General features: G+C 43.7%; 20 protein-coding genes and 1 pseudogene. 4 read left to right on the top strand and 17 right to left on the bottom strand.

The window, feature by feature from the left end:
• The first annotated feature begins 6 nt into the window (after nt 1–6).
• Entirely contained in the window at nt 7–672 is a 666-nt protein-coding gene (locus tag AC50YG_RS11955; protein WP_494827023.1) for a hypothetical protein, read from the top strand.
• A 521-nt stretch (nt 673–1,193) separates the two neighbouring features.
• Here AC50YG_RS11955 and AC50YG_RS11950 read toward each other — a convergent pair.
• From AC50YG_RS11950 to AC50YG_RS11925, 6 genes are all read right to left on the bottom strand, one after another.
• The gene (locus AC50YG_RS11950) at nt 1,194–2,480 is read right to left on the bottom strand and encodes an IS110 family RNA-guided transposase (RefSeq protein ID WP_494827022.1); all 1,287 of its coding nucleotides are present in this window, start codon (nt 2,478–2,480) and stop codon (nt 1,194–1,196) included.
• A 676-nt stretch (nt 2,481–3,156) separates the two neighbouring features.
• Nucleotides 3,157–3,813, bottom strand: coding sequence for a hypothetical protein (locus AC50YG_RS11945; protein WP_494827021.1), 657 nt, complete (start codon nt 3,811–3,813; stop codon nt 3,157–3,159).
• A 315-nt stretch (nt 3,814–4,128) separates the two neighbouring features.
• Nucleotides 4,129–4,599, bottom strand: coding sequence for a hypothetical protein (locus AC50YG_RS11940; protein WP_494827020.1), 471 nt, complete (start codon nt 4,597–4,599; stop codon nt 4,129–4,131).
• A 119-nt stretch (nt 4,600–4,718) separates the two neighbouring features.
• Nucleotides 4,719–5,279: a hypothetical protein gene (locus tag AC50YG_RS11935; RefSeq protein ID WP_494827019.1), complete on the bottom strand. Its 561-nt coding sequence runs from the start codon at nt 5,277–5,279 to the stop codon at nt 4,719–4,721.
• A gap of 194 nt (nt 5,280–5,473) precedes the next feature.
• Nucleotides 5,474–5,671: a hypothetical protein gene (locus AC50YG_RS11930; RefSeq protein WP_494827018.1), complete on the bottom strand. Its 198-nt coding sequence runs from the start codon at nt 5,669–5,671 to the stop codon at nt 5,474–5,476.
• A 318-nt stretch (nt 5,672–5,989) separates the two neighbouring features.
• On the bottom strand, nt 5,990–6,682 hold the full coding sequence (locus AC50YG_RS11925) for a hypothetical protein (protein WP_494827017.1): 693 nt from the start codon (nt 6,680–6,682) through the stop codon (nt 5,990–5,992).
• Between the two features lie 1,550 nt (nt 6,683–8,232).
• Here AC50YG_RS11925 and AC50YG_RS11920 point away from each other — a divergent pair.
• From AC50YG_RS11920 to AC50YG_RS11910, 3 genes and pseudogenes are all read left to right on the top strand, one after another.
• Nucleotides 8,233–8,895: a hypothetical protein gene (locus tag AC50YG_RS11920; protein WP_494827016.1), complete on the top strand. Its 663-nt coding sequence runs from the start codon at nt 8,233–8,235 to the stop codon at nt 8,893–8,895.
• A pseudogene (locus AC50YG_RS11915) lies at nt 8,895–9,383 on the top strand (hypothetical protein); the annotation flags it as partial. The gene AC50YG_RS11920 and the pseudogene AC50YG_RS11915, both read left to right, overlap by 1 nt.
• A complete protein-coding gene (locus tag AC50YG_RS11910; protein ID WP_494827175.1) occupies nt 9,381–9,617 on the top strand; it encodes an excalibur calcium-binding domain-containing protein in 237 nt (78 codons plus the stop codon). The pseudogene AC50YG_RS11915 and the gene AC50YG_RS11910, both read left to right, overlap by 3 nt.
• A gap of 71 nt (nt 9,618–9,688) precedes the next feature.
• Here the strand turns inward: AC50YG_RS11910 and AC50YG_RS11905 are convergent, their stop codons facing one another.
• Genes AC50YG_RS11905 through AC50YG_RS11855 form a run of 11 tightly spaced genes read right to left on the bottom strand, consistent with a single transcriptional unit; the run spans nt 9,689 to nt 17,300 of the window.
• Nucleotides 9,689–10,360 carry a M15 family metallopeptidase gene (locus tag AC50YG_RS11905; RefSeq protein WP_494827014.1) on the bottom strand — a complete coding sequence of 224 codons (672 nt, stop codon included), beginning with the start codon at nt 10,358–10,360 and terminating at the stop codon, nt 9,689–9,691.
• Nucleotides 10,332–10,751, bottom strand: coding sequence for a phage holin family protein (locus tag AC50YG_RS11900; RefSeq protein ID WP_494827012.1), 420 nt, complete (start codon nt 10,749–10,751; stop codon nt 10,332–10,334). Before AC50YG_RS11900 ends, AC50YG_RS11905 begins: the two co-directional genes overlap by 29 nt.
• A 59-nt stretch (nt 10,752–10,810) precedes the next feature.
• On the bottom strand, nt 10,811–10,984 hold the full coding sequence (locus tag AC50YG_RS11895) for a hypothetical protein (protein ID WP_494827010.1): 174 nt from the start codon (nt 10,982–10,984) through the stop codon (nt 10,811–10,813).
• Between the two features lies 1 nt (nt 10,985).
• Entirely contained in the window at nt 10,986–11,312 is a 327-nt protein-coding gene (locus tag AC50YG_RS11890) for a hypothetical protein (protein WP_494827008.1), read from the bottom strand.
• 11 nt (nt 11,313–11,323) lie between these two features.
• Nucleotides 11,324–13,495, bottom strand: coding sequence for a phage tail-collar fiber domain-containing protein (locus AC50YG_RS11885; RefSeq protein WP_494827007.1), 2,172 nt, complete (start codon nt 13,493–13,495; stop codon nt 11,324–11,326).
• A gap of 1 nt (nt 13,496) precedes the next feature.
• Nucleotides 13,497–14,060, bottom strand: a complete 564-nt coding sequence (locus AC50YG_RS11880; protein WP_494827005.1) for a phage tail protein I — start codon at nt 14,058–14,060, stop codon at nt 13,497–13,499.
• Nucleotides 14,053–15,177 (bottom strand): baseplate assembly protein, encoded by a 1,125-nt coding sequence (locus tag AC50YG_RS11875; RefSeq protein WP_494827003.1) that lies wholly within the window; start codon nt 15,175–15,177, stop codon nt 14,053–14,055. Before AC50YG_RS11875 ends, AC50YG_RS11880 begins: the two co-directional genes overlap by 8 nt.
• Complete coding sequence (locus tag AC50YG_RS11870; RefSeq protein WP_494827001.1) at nt 15,177–15,512, bottom strand: GPW/gp25 family protein; 336 nt, start codon at nt 15,510–15,512, stop codon at nt 15,177–15,179. The genes AC50YG_RS11875 and AC50YG_RS11870 overlap by 1 nt, the downstream gene beginning before the upstream one ends.
• Nucleotides 15,509–15,916, bottom strand: a complete 408-nt coding sequence (locus AC50YG_RS11865) for a phage tail protein (protein ID WP_494826999.1) — start codon at nt 15,914–15,916, stop codon at nt 15,509–15,511. Before AC50YG_RS11865 ends, AC50YG_RS11870 begins: the two co-directional genes overlap by 4 nt.
• A complete protein-coding gene (locus tag AC50YG_RS11860) occupies nt 15,913–16,218 on the bottom strand; it encodes a hypothetical protein (RefSeq protein WP_494826998.1) in 306 nt (101 codons plus the stop codon). The genes AC50YG_RS11865 and AC50YG_RS11860 overlap by 4 nt, the downstream gene beginning before the upstream one ends.
• 2 nt (nt 16,219–16,220) lie before the next feature.
• Complete coding sequence (locus AC50YG_RS11855) at nt 16,221–17,300, bottom strand: phage late control D family protein (RefSeq protein WP_494826996.1); 1,080 nt, start codon at nt 17,298–17,300, stop codon at nt 16,221–16,223.
• Nucleotide 17,301 lies beyond the last annotated feature (1 nt).

Genomic DNA, 17,301 nt, shown 5'->3' with positions numbered 1-17,301 from the left:
ATTAGAATGCAGCAAAGAAAACCGCTTTATACAAAATGGTGGTTCTGGTTAATCATCGTCCTAATCGTAGGAAGTGTAAGTAATTTGAATAAAGATAGAAGCGCTACTCCAGCTGCTACAAACGCAGAAAGTTCAAAAAATGAAACCAAAACCGCATCTGAAACAGCGAGCAATGCAGCAGACTCTAAGAAGGAAGAAACTTCTAAGACCGAAAAGGCAAAGGCTGAAGGTGTCGTGGCTCAAGATGTAGAGAGCTTCCGTAAAGCTTTCAATAAAGCATCAGAGGCGCTGGGAGCCAAATTTACCGTTAAGTCTTTGAAAATAGAAGGTTCCGGCTTTCAGCATCAGCTTACTGACTCCATCTACCTCAATGGGTTTGTAAATAAAGAAACAGGCGCTATTAAAGAGCTTCTTATTATGGGTTCTGGTGATGGAACTGCTCAATCGGGCGCTAATTTGATTTTGTCATTCGGAGCTTTAATTGGAGCAACTAATCCTGATTTGGAAACCAATGAGAGCGGAGATATTTTTGAGGAGCTAGGTATGATGGACAGCAATGTTGATTTATATAACCTTAATAAATCTGCCGAGCGTAATGGCATTGTATATACCATTAAATCCTCGCAGGAAACGGGTGTATGGTTTATTGCGCAGGATGCTTCTGTAAAATAAAAAAATAAAGTTCCCCTTTCAGGACGTTCTATTCATGGGAGATGTGTTTTTTCATTCCTAAGCGTGGATAATGATGCCTGAATATGTTTGCTATATTTGGAGTTCTACTCCCTCTATGGAGAATCGCTTTTCTCTTAAATGCTCACGTTTTCTTAGATTTTGAACGTTTTTACTTTCGTACGAGACAACTGCTGAATGGAACAAGGTTGTAGAAGAAGTAAAATATGGGTTGGGGAAAGTGCAAAAAGCATATCCACCCAGACCACTCTTTTAAAAAAGTGGACTTTCTGGAGATTTATGGTCGCACCTTTGGATCTCCACATCGCCTCATGGAGGTCAACCCTCCCATGTCTCACAGAGTCTTCGCTCCCACATTCCTTCATTCAACCTGTCCATGAGGTGGAGGTCGGATATGCTGCCCGGCAGGATCTTCGTCCGTATGTTAGTTTTGTTCCGACTCATCCGTGCTTCAATTGTCTGTACCTTTGTTTTTAACGTTCGTCTTCTAAAAAAACATGAATTTAAGTTGCTAACGAAACTTCCGTAAACCGAGGGATATCCTGTAACATCTTTTCTTCACTAAACTGATGTCCCTTTTTCAGAACACCAAAGAGAATTCGAATCAGCTTGTTGCATAGCGCAATGAGCGACTGCATCTTTTTCAACGGATTGTCTGACCGCTTGGTGTAGTACTGATGCAAGGCCTTAAACGCTTGGTTCTTAGCCACCAGTGGCATCATGACGCGAAATAGCAGCGCTCGCAACCGCTTACGGCCTCGCTTCGTGATCTTCGTTTGTCCCTTGTGTTTACCGGACGTGTTTTCTTTTAAGTTCAAGCCTGCAAGCTTAACGATCTGTTTTGGATGCCTGTAACGTTCAATGTCGCCAATTTCAGCGAGGAAACCAGCTATACTGTCCCGGCCAATTCCTTTAATGGCCAGTAGTTGCTTCACATGCGGGATTTGCACCAAAAGCTCATCCAGCCTTGCCTCAAGTTCTTCAAACTTTCCTTCAAGCAGCTCGTACTGTGTTAACAACAGTTGGAGCTCGAGTTTTGCTAGTGCTGTACCTTCTCGTATGCCAACAGAACGGCCTGCAGCTGCTTTCAGATTTCTCATACGCTCGATGCCGAGACCTCGCTTCGCAACCTTTCTGAGATGACTTAACAGAGCTTCCTCTGACTCAGAAACCATTTCATGCGGCAACAAACAAAGACTGAGCATTTGGCGTGCAGATGTGCATTCCCAATCCTTAAATACCGTGAGGAACTCTGGAAAATACCGATCCAACCAGTTATGGACGCGGCCTTGGACAACACGCAAGTCAGTCGACAGATGATCGCGAATTTTCATCGCTTCCCTTAGTTCTGCATAGATGCCCTGGGGAAGGTTAGGTACGGCGTATCTTCCGTCTTTGACGAGCTGTGCGATAACTTTAGCATCTTTAATGTCGTTCTTGGTCGGTGAGTTATCATCCAATTCCTTGCTCTTCTTCACGTGGAGCGGATTGACCACAACGCACGTAACGTGCATTTCTCTTAGAAAATGGGCCAGGTTCAGCCAGTAGTGACCAGTTGGTTCCATGCCGACTATGACGTTCTGAAACCCTTGATCCGTTGCAATCTTTTTAAACCAGCTAACGACCATTTCGAAGCCTTCACGGTTGTTCTCAAACGCAATTGACTTACCGAACTCAACTCCGCGGTAGTCTTGTGCTCGAGCGACATGTTTGAATTTAGCGATGTCTACACCGATAATTAAGGTAGAAGAAGTGATTTGATTAATGCGTTCATTTTGAGTAGAATTCATCTTGTAGTCTCCTTGGTTTGTTTTTGGATCCGGTCGCTGGCCAGCATCGTGGACCCATCAATATCATACCAAGGAGTCTTTTTGTTTCTCAAATCTCGTATTTCTTCAATATAGGAATGCTGCCCGTTACTTTATGGTTTCGGGCTTTTTTTGATGCTTGATGAAGCGTTCTGTCATCAATCCGTCATCAAGTGACGAGGGCTATTTCTTCCTGTTTCGTAACCGCCGGTTGCCTTCTCTCAATGTCCCTAATCTACTAAAATCTCTAATTAAAATTTCAGATTACTATACATAACATCAATAGAATCAAAAATATTAATAGAGATTAAGGTTAGATTTTAAGGAGCTGATTACGGTGATTAAATTAAGGGACGATTATCCATTAGTTTTAGAACCGCCTCACGTACAAGAGATAATTCATATCGGCAGAAAAGCGGTATATGAACTGTTAAATGTTCCTCCTTCCACGTAGCAAGAGTTGGAAAAGGTAGATTGATGAAGAGCTCCAAGGATGCACTCTTCTACTGGCAAGAAGGAAAGCAATCTTGAAAATCACTTACTATAGTATTGCCTGTAAATAGTGAAGACTCGGCCAAATTGCTGAGTCTTCTCCAATAGTTCAGCTAATCGGTACTACATTACTCAGACGAATATCGTATTTGTTTAGTTTATACACTTAGTCATAATCCTGATAAAAAATATCATCTGACTTTTCAACAATTAACATTAATTCATCAAATAAATAGTCAGTAAAGCCTTCTAGATCATCAAAAATCCTCAAACAATCATCCATATTAGTTACAATACAATTTATATCATGATCAAAAAAAATATCCACTTTAAAGATGTGGTTGAAATCACCATCCTTATCTGTGAACCCATAATTATGAGTTAGAAGATTCCTTACCTTCAGCCAACTATCAATTCGTTTGTATTTTTGACTTTCTTGTATTTTCAACCCGAGTAGAGCCTCAATATAATTAACTACTGTTCTTATTCCTTGCCCTTTCATATGCTTGTGGCTGACACCAATTTCTAAAGCTCTTTGCAGGACTTCACAAAGCACAATCATATGATATTCAAATTTTCCGCATATCGTAATAAGTAGAGAATTACTTAATGTATTCATTAATTCAATTCTGGAAACTTCTTCATTTCCATTATATTTGTAATAATCATCATGTTGTATTTCAGCTAGAGGAATGCTTAAACCTAGTTTCTCAAAATTAGACTTTAGGAACAACAAATTTGATTTCTCCTGTTTTAATGAAACTTTTAATTGCCTTTTATATAATTCAAGATCATTCTGGTAATCTTCCTTTGAAAAGATCATTAGTTATATCAGCTCCATGGTTAATTATCCTTCAATTATCTTATACTAATCCTTATCGTTACATCGTTTGATTAGTTTGTGATTATTCTTTGCATGAAATGTACTGGAGTAAAACTTCATCTAAGTTATACGAGACTAAACCATTATCAGCAAGGAATTTTTCTATTTCGGTTCTAAATAAGAACAGCGACAATTTCACGCGACCTATCGCTAACAGAGACAAATTTTAATGTAAATCCCTGTTTCTTTTTATTTTTGCTCATTGTTTACCGCCATCTATCAGAGTTTGTTTAACTAAAAATAAAAAAGCACCGGCTAGGGCGCTCTACGGTTGTCAATTATTTCTAAAATTAGACTTCTACAGCCCTCAATCTTATCATATAGAATTGCGTTTGTTCTCATTGTGTATTCGCTCGAATTCTTTTGCTCACGCGGTAAGTTCGGCCATACTTCTCTATTAAATGTAGATAATTCTTGTTTGGTATTCTCTATGATTTTAACAAGCCTTCGATCCACTTCAATTGCATCAGGCATAATCTCGTCCAAATCACGAAGCATAGCGATGACTGTATTCATTAATTCAGATGAATCTTTGTCTAAATTATTCACCAATTTCCAACTAACTAAGTCAATAGTACGAGAAACAGTTATTGCTACTGAATATCGATTTTTATCAACTTTCGGTTGGTCTTTTTCCCATTGCTTCTTTAATGTATATCTTGCAGCCAAAAATGCTCCCACAGTGCCAATAGCTCCACCACAAAAGCTCCCCCAATCAAAACCCACAAACATCCCTCCTTTTTGATCATACTTCATCTTTCAGAATCGAACAAGATACCCCGACGGTATGTGGTTATTTTCAGAAGTAACAAATTGCTATTAGCTAAAAGAAAGAACGTCAAAAACTACCTGTCAAGCCTATCAATAGTAAATCTTTTGAAAATCTTGTAATGCAATATTTCCTTATTACTCATTGGGTGCACCCTCTGTTTCTGGTTTTCTCCCATTTTAAAAATCCAGTACGTAATTATTCTTTTATTATTAGATAAATAGTAACTAATTCTGACTGGCCTGTGATGATGGAAATAGAAAACATCGAGATTTTCAAACTTCAGCTTAACGGATTGATTAGGCTCAAGTCTCGATTCTTCATTAGAAACAACTACCTTGTGTTCTCTCCAAGTCCCTTTTGAGCCTCTGCCCTTATAGTTCGTAATCTCATAAGCCGAAGCGGTTACGTTATAGGCAATTCCAGGTCCAGGATTGTAGAGTTCAATGATAAACTCATCGAAAGTGTGCAACTTAAAATACATTTGCTTAGGCCTAAGTAATGTCCTAGATGTATTTTTAGATGTATTTCTAGCGAGTTGATAAGAAAAAAGCGAAATTACCAAAGCCAAACAAGAAGCAACTGCCGAAATCCATGTAGCTGGGTTTGATTGCAAAAACCACTGGCTCCAATTCACATCTAGCACCCCCAATCAGCAATTTCGACAAAAGGAAGGAAATCCCTCTATTAGTGTCATAAAAGCTCGATAAAAATAAAGGGATTTATTATGGATTAATGGACTGAAATAGATAATATAACAAAAGATAATTCTATGTACAGCTAATTCAATTACCTATCGATTAAATCTTGAAATCAAAGCGGCTTTTTTAATTATTTGCTTAAGTATTTGAAATATCCAAACAGTCCAGCCATAACCGATATACCGATCACTGGACGCATCAAGAAATGTGACAAAAACCATGAAATAATTCCCCCTGCAATACCGCAACAGAACATAACAATCAGCACGATAATCAGCTTGTCAAATAAGGCGTCCGCGACCGACTGTACTCCTGAAAAATTTATCATTTCATTCACCTCATGCTGTTTATCGGCAGTAAAGCAGTATTCTTAAATAGCAAGCGTATTTGAAGCCTTATTAGGTCGCTTAAGTGCTATTTCACTTTTCCTGATGATATGCAGATATAACGTCTTGTTTATTTTCATAAATTCGACTCAGAATCGACGCCAAAGCAAGAGATAGGAGCTCATCCGCTGCTCGATATAACTTTACGTTTAACTGGCAGGAAAAAGCTGCTTCTATATCTTGAGCTCAGTCATTACAATTCTCATAGTTCAAACAATAAATTAAAAACCTTGCCCTTTCAACAAAATAAAAAGCACCCCTCAGGATGCTTTTTCTATGAACAATTCACCATTAACGTAGTGCATTATAAGTAATCCCCGTTCCTCCATATGCGTTAAGAACTCATGAACGTTGCCGACACCATAACTTTCATTAATTGAGTTTAGATGCTGCAGAACTTTATCAAATGGAACTGTCCCTAATGCTGGCAATAACTTCAAAACCTCCTCCTCATGAGCACCATTCCGTATAAAAAATGAATTTGGAAGCTCTGAAAATTCACTATTGACTTTCTTTTCAACTTTTTTCCATGCGATAATTTCGTTACTCACTTGCGCTTTTGTAGGCCCATCAACAATTGTCTTTTGCATTTTCTCTAGTATTTTTGAAAGTTCGGAAGCCAATTTTGCCTGTGAACCAACTGATGCTCCAATTTCATTTTTTAATTGATTTAGCTGAGTTATCTCCCTTGTAACTTCACTTATCTGCTGAATAATATTACTTGAACTACGTGATGAATCGGATGCTTGTACAAAAGAAAAAATAATAGCTATAGCGGCTAAGGCGATTGAAAACAATGTCCCACCTAAAGATAACTGATTGACAAGTTTCTCAGGGCTATCAGTTTTCCAGACTGAAATAACAATTAGTAATAATACACTTATTAATAACCAATAAAACAGATCCTTCTTTGTCGGAAACCCATCAATTTCATCTAGAATTTTCTTCATCATAACCCGCGCTCCTTTCCATATAAATCATACAAAACCTTCCAAAATTCAACAATATATGATATTCAATGAATAGCTAAACTCCTAAACAGTTCTGAATATTGAAAGTACTCAAATTGTCAACAACCTTTTGAATGATTGCGTTACCTTCCCGCTCCATCTTCGAATGTTCCCCCGTTTTGGTGAGCGTCATTCTAACGAATCCGTAATTTCGGAACCGTTCCCTGTTGCCAGATGCGACGTTACATTTCAAAGATTCTGCTTGTTGGCAGTTCCACATGTGGAACTCTTGAAATTCATCGATCCGGAAGCTCTGTATTACTCATGAGCTGCTCGTCAATATGACGTGAAGCTTGTGCACTAAATCATTTTGAGTTTCCGCCAGCAAACCCGCAGACGTCTACGTATTGCATAAAGAGAATCAATTCCTCAAATCGTGGTACGTCCACGATTTGCAATTGAGATCGTTAAAACAAGCCACTCAGCAATTTTGCAGAGTCCCTTCACATGCTTGGGTCAAGGTTTCCCACAATTTGCAGATCAGCATTGCCAGGATTGGGGCAGGGGGACAAATCTCTGGAAAGGTTTAGGCAGAAGATCGCGCTGAATTTGTATTCTGGTGAAAGTCCTGAAATGAAGTTTAGAGTACGAAAATCCTGATAATTCAAATCTGAGCTTTCTGAATCTTTATACCGTTTATTAAATTAGCGACGTCGCTAAATTTGAACCGGCCGCAAATCGAGGATAGTTGAACAGAATTTTCCGTTTAGCCATTAAGCTAGCAGACAATGAGCGCAAATCTGCGCCGATCCAATCACTCACCAGAAAAACAGGGTCAGCTGCTAAGCTTAAAATCGTACGCCGAATCACTCGCCTAAATATTAATAGATTAATCCGCAAATTCGATAAATATTACAATAAAGTGAGGTGCTCGAAATTGAACGGATTTTATTGGGTAGCCATTATATTTATCGTGATGATAGTAGAATTATTATTCATCGAATATCTGACCCAGAGACAGGTAAAAAAATTACCGAGGAAATTGAACTTCCACTTGGCAATATCCTATCTGAAATGAAAAAATTAAAAAATGAGACTAAAATAAACAAGTTGCAAACCGCATACAAGTCGCTTTCAAAATCCAGGCAAGTCAGTTTCAAAAATGCCCTATTAAATCTTAAAAAACTTAGGTCTTTTGAGGAGAAAAGATTTAATGTGGTGGACAATATCAGGTTCCCAAAAATAGGAATCCCCCAAACCCCTTGATACATAAGGGTTTACAAAAAAAAATCGAGCGCCCCTTTCGGGACGCTCTATTCATGGGAGAGGACACAAAACCCCACTTGTACATGTGGGTGTAGTGCGGTTTTACTAGGTTTATTGAGTAACGTTTGTTGTAGTTTTAGGTGGTTTTAGGCACTTTTTTGTGAATTTGGTGGACAATCGGTGGACAAAAACTCAAAACGTATATTATTTCCGTACGCTTCCACATATCGCCAAAATCTGATTAATGTAGTAGAATGATGTCGATTACATAAAAGGGGGATTTTGGTTTGAAGAAACTTATTATTTTATCAATTGCAGCCATGGTTGTTTTATCTGGGTGTGGAGCTGCTGCGGAAACAACAACGACTACCAAAGAGAGTACACAGCCTGCTACGTCTGCATCTCCAGTAGAGACACAAGAGGCCTCGCCAGAAGCAACAGCGACAGCAGAACCAACTAAGGAACCTGTGGCAGTCGAAGAAACCATTCCAGGAACCATAGGGATGAATGTAGAAGAATTCCAAACGGCATTTAATATTGCTGCTGCTGAGTTTGGTGGAATTTTCAGTGCTGATGGCATCAAGGTTACCCAGGGAGAAGCGCAGAACGGTTTCACTCATAAAATTGCTGATAATATTGTTTTAAACGGATCTATAAACAAAAAGGATGATAGTTTGAGGGAGGTCTATATTATCGGTGTGCCTGATGGCACACAGGAATCAGTTTCCAACTTAATTTTTGCCATGGGAACATTAATAGTTGCTACTAATCCAGACCTAGTTGCAGATGAGCGAGGCGATGTCTTAAAAGACCTCGGCTTGATGGATGCCAATGCCGATTGGACTAACATGGACGCATCAACTGTACGAAATGATATTAAATATATACTCAAAAGCAGCAAAGAACAGGGTATTTGGTTCATCGCTTCCGACGCTAACGAGAAAAGATGATGAAAGGATTTATAGCATCCCTCTTGACGCTATCCCTGCTGCTTTCGGGTTGCGCCACTACAGCAGTAGACAAGCCAGTAGCAACAACTTCAAGCACCGTTGTTCCTACCTCAGTGCCTACCTCTACCGCGAGCCCTACTCTATCACCGTCGCCAACGTCAGATGGCGGTTATGACGTCACGATCACGTTCCCATCATCTAGATATCCCGAAACTGCTAATCATATCATTGATGCTATAAGTAAGGGTAAGTCGGCAATATGTACTATAGATCGTTCCGGAGCTGATGAAAACCGTGAGGCATCATTAAAAGATGTGGCAACGAAAAAGGGATATGATCGAGACGAATGGCCGATGGCAATGTGCGCGGAAGGTGGAGCCGGCGCCGACATCGCTTACGTGACGCCAAAGGATAATCGTGGAGCCGGTTCGTGGGTCGGTAACCAACTGGAGGATTATCCAGACGGGACACGGGCACTGTTTGAAGTGACTAGCGTCAAGGTTGCTGCATCAAGCGAGCCTACTGCCACACCTGAGCCAACGGTTAAGCCAACCTCAACTCCTATACCTACAAAGGAGCCTAAGATCGAGCCGACTGTTACTGCTGTCTATTATAAAAACTGTGCAGCTGTTCGTGCTGCTGGAGCCGACCCGATATACAAAGGCGATCCAGGGTATAGCAGTAAGCTAGACCGAGACGGGGATGGAGTCGGCTGCGAGTAAATCATAAACACAAAAAAGCCCTGCTAACCATTTGGTCGGCAGGGCTTTGATATTCTCAATCGTTTGGGATTTTACTGTTCCTTCTGACCGCTCGCCTGTCGCAGCACATTTGCGAGCCGGTGAGCCTCCGCTTTACCTTCCGCATCGCCTTTCTTATGAGCATCAGCCCAGTCGGGCTGTAAGTATTTCTTGATAATCTTGTTTGCGTCTTCTGCTTTCATCATATAGGAGTCCTCCTTCGTAATAATGGTCATCGCTGCCGTAATCTGTACTGCTGTTGGCCGGATGCCAGCTCGAAGCTGAGCGGTAGATAGGCCGAATGTCATCTCAAAATGGGGATAATCTTTAAACGAGGTCCAGTCTCCTCCCCATGCAAAACCAAGCCGCTTCGCTTCATCTACTACCTCGGCCCAATCTGCGACTTTATTAGCATTGCCGTCGCGTTTTGTGTCCCAAAACACCTGCTTTCCGTCTGGGGACAGTAAAGCAAAATCTATCGCTACGCCAAAATTATGATAGCTATAGCCGCCTCTGGCGTTCGTGACAATGCTGCCCGCAGCCGTTCGGCCTTGCGCATAGAGCTTGTCCTGCTCAGCAATTGTGCGCAGCCCCTGCGTAATCACAATCAGCACGCCGCGAGCATAACAACGCTCTATAAGGCGCTCTGTGGCTGTCGCGACTACTGGTAGCAACCCTGCGAGTTTAGCAGCTGATTTATTTTTTACTTGTGTCAGTGTCAGCAATGTCGCCGCCCCCTTTCCCTTTTAATACTTCAACTGCCTGCTTAATAACGGGAGGAATTGGCGCACCAAGCTTCCCGCCGTTTTCGATGATGGACAGTAGCTCGTTTGCAATGTAGAAATAAGCGATTGCATCGCGAAACATATGGCCATCTCCTAGCACTCCGTCAATCAAATGACCCGCCGCGACCATTGCAAAGATAAATACCTTCCGCGCGATGCCGATAAGTCCGATCTTGCTCTTAAGCTCCCCAGCTGCGCTTGCCGCAGCCAATCCTGATACAAAATCAATAATTACAAATACAAGCAGCGCGCCTAGCACGCCAGACCATCCACCATACAAATAAGTTAATGCACTTGTCCCGCCTGCTGTTCCCCATTTAATCAAATCCATTTTCTCCACGCCTCTCATCCTCTCATTTGTCCATAAAAATAGCCCCGCTGCCGCGAAGCTTAATTGATTTCTATTTCTGGTCTTTTTGCCACGATCTCTGCCGTGACGAGCGTTTTATCATCCGCAGCTAGGTTATAGCTATCAACAATGTTAGTGACGCCGCGTTCGCCTGAATCGTATCGAGTCAAGCAGGCATTCGCGATAATACGGATTTTGTATGCAGCCATCGCCAAATTAATCACCTCCTCCGGCAAATAGTTCGGCGAGCGCCAACTCAATGTCGGCGAGGCGCTGCTGATCCGAAGTAATAGACGGCTGTTGAACTGTTATATCTGCAGCCAGTTCAACAGCCGTCCGCTCCACGACCTCAGCGCCATCCCACTTAAAGCGATACTGACCACTATCATTAATCAATGGCTCCAAAAAGGCCTGCTGAAAGTGTCTCGGCGCGTCCTCCAGCAGCAAAACATCGCCATTTTTCGGCTGCTCGAACGCCGATGAAAAGCCGTAGACGATTGTCCCGGACTCGTTAATACGTATATAGTGATTGTATCCGTCCAATCATATCCCTCCTATAATTCAGCGTCAGCTGCCCAATGCAGACAAAATCCTGCTGCATTAATAGCACTTTGTGCAATTAGCGTCTTACTACTGACTGTTATACCTTGATATGTCTCTGTCATATTGTTTGCAACAACATTGTTGTCTGAATCAGTAGTTGTTACTTTGCCGAGGTTGCCCTGTAAATCCCAATAGTTAACGGTTGGTGTAAAGCGTTTGGCAACACGAAAAATAGTCTGTGTATGCTTTCGCAGTCCGCTTACCGACTGCCCATAATGAAACAAAGGATGCACTACCGATACTGGGCTGGATACAGACAAACCAAAATTAGTGCCCGGCAAAGTAGTATATTCATAGCTCTTTTCGTAGTATCGCTGACACAGAGCGAGCTCGTCTACAAATGATTTAGGCTGGAAAGATACTGCTGCATCACCACTGCAAACTTGGATTTGTGTTACATCCACATTCCCAGTAGCTCCAAATCCCTCAGCAACTGACGCCCCCGCACGAGCTGCATACCCCGATCCCCATTGATACATAATGTTGGCGATTAGGTAATCGTCATTATTGCTCCCAAAGGTTTTGCCAACTATCGTGTTAGTATCAAATGTGAACGAGAATTTTGTCCATGTAGATGTTAGAGTCCAGTTTGCACCGTTAATCGTCTCCAGAGCTGACGGAGAGCCCCCGCTGCCGTAATATTGCTGTATGTGCAAGCCTATCTTTTTGCCGGGAATATCGGATCGGGCCCAAAAGCTGACCGTCACCTTTTTGCCAGCTCCACACAAAAACCTTGTACCTTGATCTATTTTTTGCCTTAGCCAGTAATAGCTTAGGTTGCCTAAACTTGCACCAGTCCCGCCAAAGATAGTCCTGTAAAAATAAAAACTAGCTGCTACAAGTCCTGCAGTCTCTACTCTTAAATGTGTGATTGTCGGGGACGTGCCACCATCTAAACCGCTGGACACCTGATAACGGTCCGCCGTGTACTGTCCGTTTGCTGGGTTAACAAAGTTTAACCCGCGCTGCCAAACATCAAAATTACCGTTAATTATAGCCTGGCGCGCCATAGACAATACAGGCAAACTATCTACATACCCTTTATTGGCAATGTCATCGGATGCCGCTGGAGCAGCGACCTTTCCACGACCGCTAGCATCACGCAGGATGGTACGGTTAGCCGTTGCTGCTGCGTCTGGCCTCATGCTGATCCACGTAGGAGTAAACACCGCATCAGCTATTGTAGCGATTGCTCCTGTGTCAAAATACTCCAATGTCGCTGATGCATGATTAAATCGGATGCCGCGTGCGCCCAGCGAAGCGTGAGTATTGCTGTACCGATACTCGTTATTGTGGGCTGTGTAGCAGTTTTGGGCATACAGCGCATACCCCATGCTATTGGCGCTTATGTCTGCCCATGAGCCCGCGCTGATTTCCCGCGCCGTTGTCTCCACCCTCAGACCTCCGGTCACAGTTCCTCCGGTCTTATCCAGCTTGTCCGCATTGAGTTGTTCAAGGTTTTTTGTGGGTGACATATCCCACTGAGCCTTACCTGTTATACGCTTAGTCATATTACCCAACATGGATAGGTTATCCGATAAGGTTGCCTCCAGCGCGACAGCCGCAATATTATCATCAATTGACCGTTTGCCGATTTTAGCATCTGTGACCGATCCGTCTGGATGATCGAGTACAGTGTCACTTTTGTGAGCTTCAAAATCAACTAATGCTGTGAGAGCAAGCGAAACGTCAATTACTGCGCTCACGTTAGATGCATTTGACACAATTGCAATTGTGTCAATGTACCTTTCAACTACATCTGGCCCGCCGCCCGCAGGAATATAGTCTGCTGCATTGCCTGCATTTGCGTAGCAATACAGCACTTCTCCAACATCGGGGTCAGTAGCAAAAACACCGATCTCCCTAAAATAAAACCCGCTGGCAAGGCTTGAATTTGATAAAAACGTCCCTATGACAGCTTTTCCCTCGGGGCGCACCTGCATTTTCCCGATGGGAAGAGTCATTTTAAGCCCAATAAGCGCATTAAGCGTCGGGATTGACTGACCGCCTAGCTGCCCATCACCAATTTTTATGGAGGTAAATTGCAATTGCACACCTGTTTGCGCCTTAGCCTGCAATACGCGCCCTCTGTTTGTTAAGATCATTTGTCCAAATGCTGCCATATCACACCGCCTGTTCAATTATCATGTAATCGCCGGAATGCACGAATCCAGCATAATAAATATCCATCGTGCTTTCGGTTGTAATTCGTATGGATTCCAGCCAGGAACGGGCGTTTTTAACCGAATTTACCGCTCTTATAAATTCTTCCGCTCGTTCTGCCGTTGCCTCCGGATCGCTAGTAACGACCCGAAAATAGCCTGGCTCCCCTCCGTATTCAAACCATTCCACGACATCGCCGCTTCCAAATATCGTCGCGACAAGCTCCTCGACCGCTGATGGAGTGCCCTTGCGCTTGTGCCATGCGAAGCTGTTTTTAACAAGCGCCCGCCGTTGCTCCAGCGGAAGCGTTGCGTCGTAAAAGTCAACGTGATACTGCCAAGCAAGCGCGTCGGTCTCCTCGCTACTCAAGCTGTCGAGCCTATTAAAATACGATAGCTTGGAAATACGCTCCGTAAGGTTTCGAAGCTCCCCGTCTATGGCCTTCGCTGCTGCTGCGACCGTTTCGTCATTTTTAAGATTGTGTGGCAGCAAATCAAGCAAACTGACACTGCTCATATTAATCATCAGTCAATCCTCCGTATGTCGGAGTGACATTTACCGCTATAGCAACCTCATCTGACTCGACATCTGCATAAGTCGGAGAGATGATATTCACGCGATGCGCCCCCGCATTTACAATGCGCCGAATAAGCTCCGACGGGTTTATGTTCCGACCAAGCTTGGACTTTTGCCAGAGCACGAAACTGCTTATCGCTGCCTCTACCGCCGCCCGTATTTCTGTCACCTCTGCCGCTCGCTCGTCCGCAATCCAATAGGTGAGCGTAATGTCGTAGCTGACAGTTGTTGGGGGCTGGACGGTCACAAGGTCACTTAAAGGTCGGCGTGTCCTGCCGCTAACTGCTACCTCTACCAAATCAAGCAGCGCCTGCCCTGGTATCTCGCCGTCTTCCAGCAGCGGAACAACGACCACCTCGCAAGCAGCTGGCGAGAATACAGCAACGTCCACGATAGATGCGCTCGCCGTCTTTGCCCAATACTCATATGCCCCGCTTGGCCCCGCGACGGAAAAAGATTCTGGAGCCGTATGAATCCGCTCTCGGTAGGAAGCATCGTCCTCAATGTCCGCCCCGCCACTACTGACTGAAATGTTGGATGCCGCAGCAACAAATGCAATCGGGTCAACAATTTGATTAATTTGCCCGATTACAAATCCGTTGCCCAGCGTACCTGCCTCTGTGCATAAGGCTGGAACCTCAATCGATACCTCACCAGGAGTAATCTGCGAGAACACACTCGTTTCAAAATACCGTTTAGGCTCTCCTTCTGTGCAGACCCTCGTACCAGCTGGGATTGATACAGCTCCAATTTGTGGCGCGGACAAAGTAAACCTGATCGTAACAGCAGATTGAGCAGCAGGCAGTCGCCCCGTCTCCGCGAATGCGCCCATATGGTCCAACACATCGCCCGAAGCGTACCGCAGAAGGTTTTCCTTGGCTGTCAGGTCGATAAGCTTCCTTTGCTGCACAATGATGGCTGCAATCGACAATAAAAAAAGGCGTCTAGGATCGCCCGGGTAAAGCTGACTCTCGCTGATTGCTTCGAATGCTGTTATCAGGTTATCGCTCGTTGCCGTCACGTCGGCGCTAACAAACTCTATTTCCGGCAAATCGATTAACGACATCAGGCAGATACCTCACTCTCTGATTCTTCAATGAATGCAATGTGCAAAATAGGGATAATCTTCGCAGGATCATCCGTTTCAGCAAACGTAACCTCCTCTACACGTACCCGTGGTTCGTAGTCTGACACAGTTCCAATAATTGTCGATGCGACCAGTGTCCGAGCAATATCTGGCTGCATGTCAAATGTAGTGGCTTCTATACCTAATCCCCTGTCTAAAGGTACGGTTCCTTGTAAAGTTGTGACAATCGTTCGGATGTTTTGCAAAATCTCAGCTCGGCCCGTAGCCCCAAAGTCAATCGGTATTGGTTTTTCTATCACAATCGTCGTTGTCATCGTTTCACCACCGTATATTCCTGGATCGTTATATGAGCTGTTCCAACGATAAGCTGCCCTTTTTGGTTGAGCTGTTGGAAGTCTAACTCTACGGACGTAATGGTCCACATACCGGATCGGCCGAACGGCTTGCCTCCGACCGTAAATCGGTAGGCTTTGCCGCCATTAGCCATCAGCGTGAGATTATCCAGCTCTTTTCGGGGATTCACTCCGAAGGAAGCGTGAAAGGTCATTGAGAAACTGATTTCATCGAGTGCCGGACCGTCCCATTGGGTTAAAGGCTTTTTGCCGATTACATTATGGGTTGACCATCTCCCAGCAATACGACGAGAAAGGTTGTCCAACGTGCGAACAGTCGTGTCACTCACCTGAAAGACCACTTTACCAAGTGCACCTAAAATCATGGTGAGTCTCCGCTCGTTAATTGACCCAGTACCAATACATCACGAACCATAACTGTACGTCCTACTGCATCCGGTGCCAGCCCATCATAAAACGAGCCCAAGAAAAAACCGTCCCCGTTGGATGTGCCGAGCATCAAGCAAACCGCACTATCCCCAACATCTGGCATAGAAAAAGCGCCGCCCACCTGTAGAACAGGCAGTTCGGCGCTTACAGCATCATCACTATCTGGAAAAATGACCCGGACTGTACCACTTTCCGGGTCTGTAGTCGATACTGTGCCCGTTTTTATTAGCTTCTGCATAATTACCACCCCAATACCTTTCTAATCGTTATATCCGTCCCGTATCCGTTTCCGATGCTATGGCTAGCTGACTCAACAATATATTTTCCATCAAACCGCTTCCACCCCTCTACCATAATGGTGACGCCTGCTACAAGGCGCACGTCCCCTGGTAGCGTTAGCCTGCCTTTTCCAAAGTTTTTATTCTGCTCCCTTAGCCTTTGCTTAGCTATTCGAAGCGCTTCAGCTTGTGAATCTACACTTTCCGTTACCTTTAGCACTGGTCCAGATGCTGGCGCACCAGGTGGCGTATAGGTAACTTTAATCGACTTGCTGCTGTTCTTTGTTGTCGCTGAAGACTTAGAACTTGATTTGCTTTTGGTTTCGGGTATCGTTTGCGTATAGGTCAGTTCACAAGCCCGGTAATAAGATGTGGATGTGCTCCATTCAAATTCGAATGACATGACATTTTCCCGATTTATCGTAGCCACCGGCGCTTTTTTTTCAAATTCTGCTTCTTCGAATAGCACCAGATTACCGCCGGAAACTTTTATTGCAATCCCTTCTTTGATTGCCAAATTCATTAAAAATGCCAAATCAGATTGCTCTTTCTGTTCTTCCCGCTCATAAGTCGGATTCGTTGAAGACAAAAAAAGCAGCTTTAAGTCTGCCTTTTTCGCAATATCCGCCGCGATGGTCTTCAGCGTTGCCTTTTCCCACGCGCGACTATTTTTCTGCCGACGCACCGCGCTGTCAGCTGGAAGCGAAACGGCTTTCAACTTAACTACATCCGGTGGGCCAATGACTGATACCGTATCAATTTCGAAATGGCCGCACGGTAGATACCCGAACGTATTAGGACCATCCCAATTAATCGTTTTAATTCGAGCAGTAAGAGTGTCACCTTCTGTCGGGGACCAATTGCCTTGCCATAACCGCCCGCTATCCTCTAGCGTAATTTGCAGGTCATCTAATGTACCTGCTGGATTATCGCTATAAGCAAAGTCGAGCAACGACGATGCAATAGAACCGGATATATCCTTGCCGTTATAGATAATGGACAAGGACACTTGCCGAGCCATCATTCCAGATAGAGTGGCCAAG

It is taken from the genome of Paenibacillus sp. J31R34 (assembly GCF_059383715.1).
The sequence above is the reverse complement of the archived record's forward strand: the minus strand, read 5'-3'. Positions and strand labels throughout refer to the sequence as shown.

Bases quoted from the DNA above. Each gene is read 5' to 3' on its own strand.
- AC50YG_RS11900 (WP_494827012.1), bottom strand. From the start codon at position 10,751: ATGGATTTGATTAAATGGGGAACAGCAGGCGGGACAAGTGCATTAACT.
- AC50YG_RS11930 (WP_494827018.1), bottom strand. From the start codon at position 5,671: ATGATAAATTTTTCAGGAGTACAGTCGGTCGCGGACGCCTTATTTGAC.
- AC50YG_RS11925 (WP_494827017.1), bottom strand. From the start codon at position 6,682: ATGATGAAGAAAATTCTAGATGAAATTGATGGGTTTCCGACAAAGAAG.
- AC50YG_RS11875 (WP_494827003.1), bottom strand. From the start codon at position 15,177: ATGTCGTTAATCGATTTGCCGGAAATAGAGTTTGTTAGCGCCGACGTG.
- AC50YG_RS11945 (WP_494827021.1), bottom strand. From the start codon at position 3,813: ATGATCTTTTCAAAGGAAGATTACCAGAATGATCTTGAATTATATAAA.
- AC50YG_RS11880 (WP_494827005.1), bottom strand. From the start codon at position 14,060: ATGATTAATATGAGCAGTGTCAGTTTGCTTGATTTGCTGCCACACAAT.
- AC50YG_RS11870 (WP_494827001.1), bottom strand. From the start codon at position 15,512: ATGACAACGACGATTGTGATAGAAAAACCAATACCGATTGACTTTGGG.
- AC50YG_RS11865 (WP_494826999.1), bottom strand. From the start codon at position 15,916: ATGATTTTAGGTGCACTTGGTAAAGTGGTCTTTCAGGTGAGTGACACG.
- AC50YG_RS11860 (WP_494826998.1), bottom strand. From the start codon at position 16,218: ATGCAGAAGCTAATAAAAACGGGCACAGTATCGACTACAGACCCGGAA.
- AC50YG_RS11885 (WP_494827007.1), bottom strand. From the start codon at position 13,495: ATGGCAGCATTTGGACAAATGATCTTAACAAACAGAGGGCGCGTATTG.
- AC50YG_RS11955 (WP_494827023.1), top strand. From the start codon at position 7: ATGCAGCAAAGAAAACCGCTTTATACAAAATGGTGGTTCTGGTTAATC.
- AC50YG_RS11950 (WP_494827022.1), bottom strand. From the start codon at position 2,480: ATGAATTCTACTCAAAATGAACGCATTAATCAAATCACTTCTTCTACC.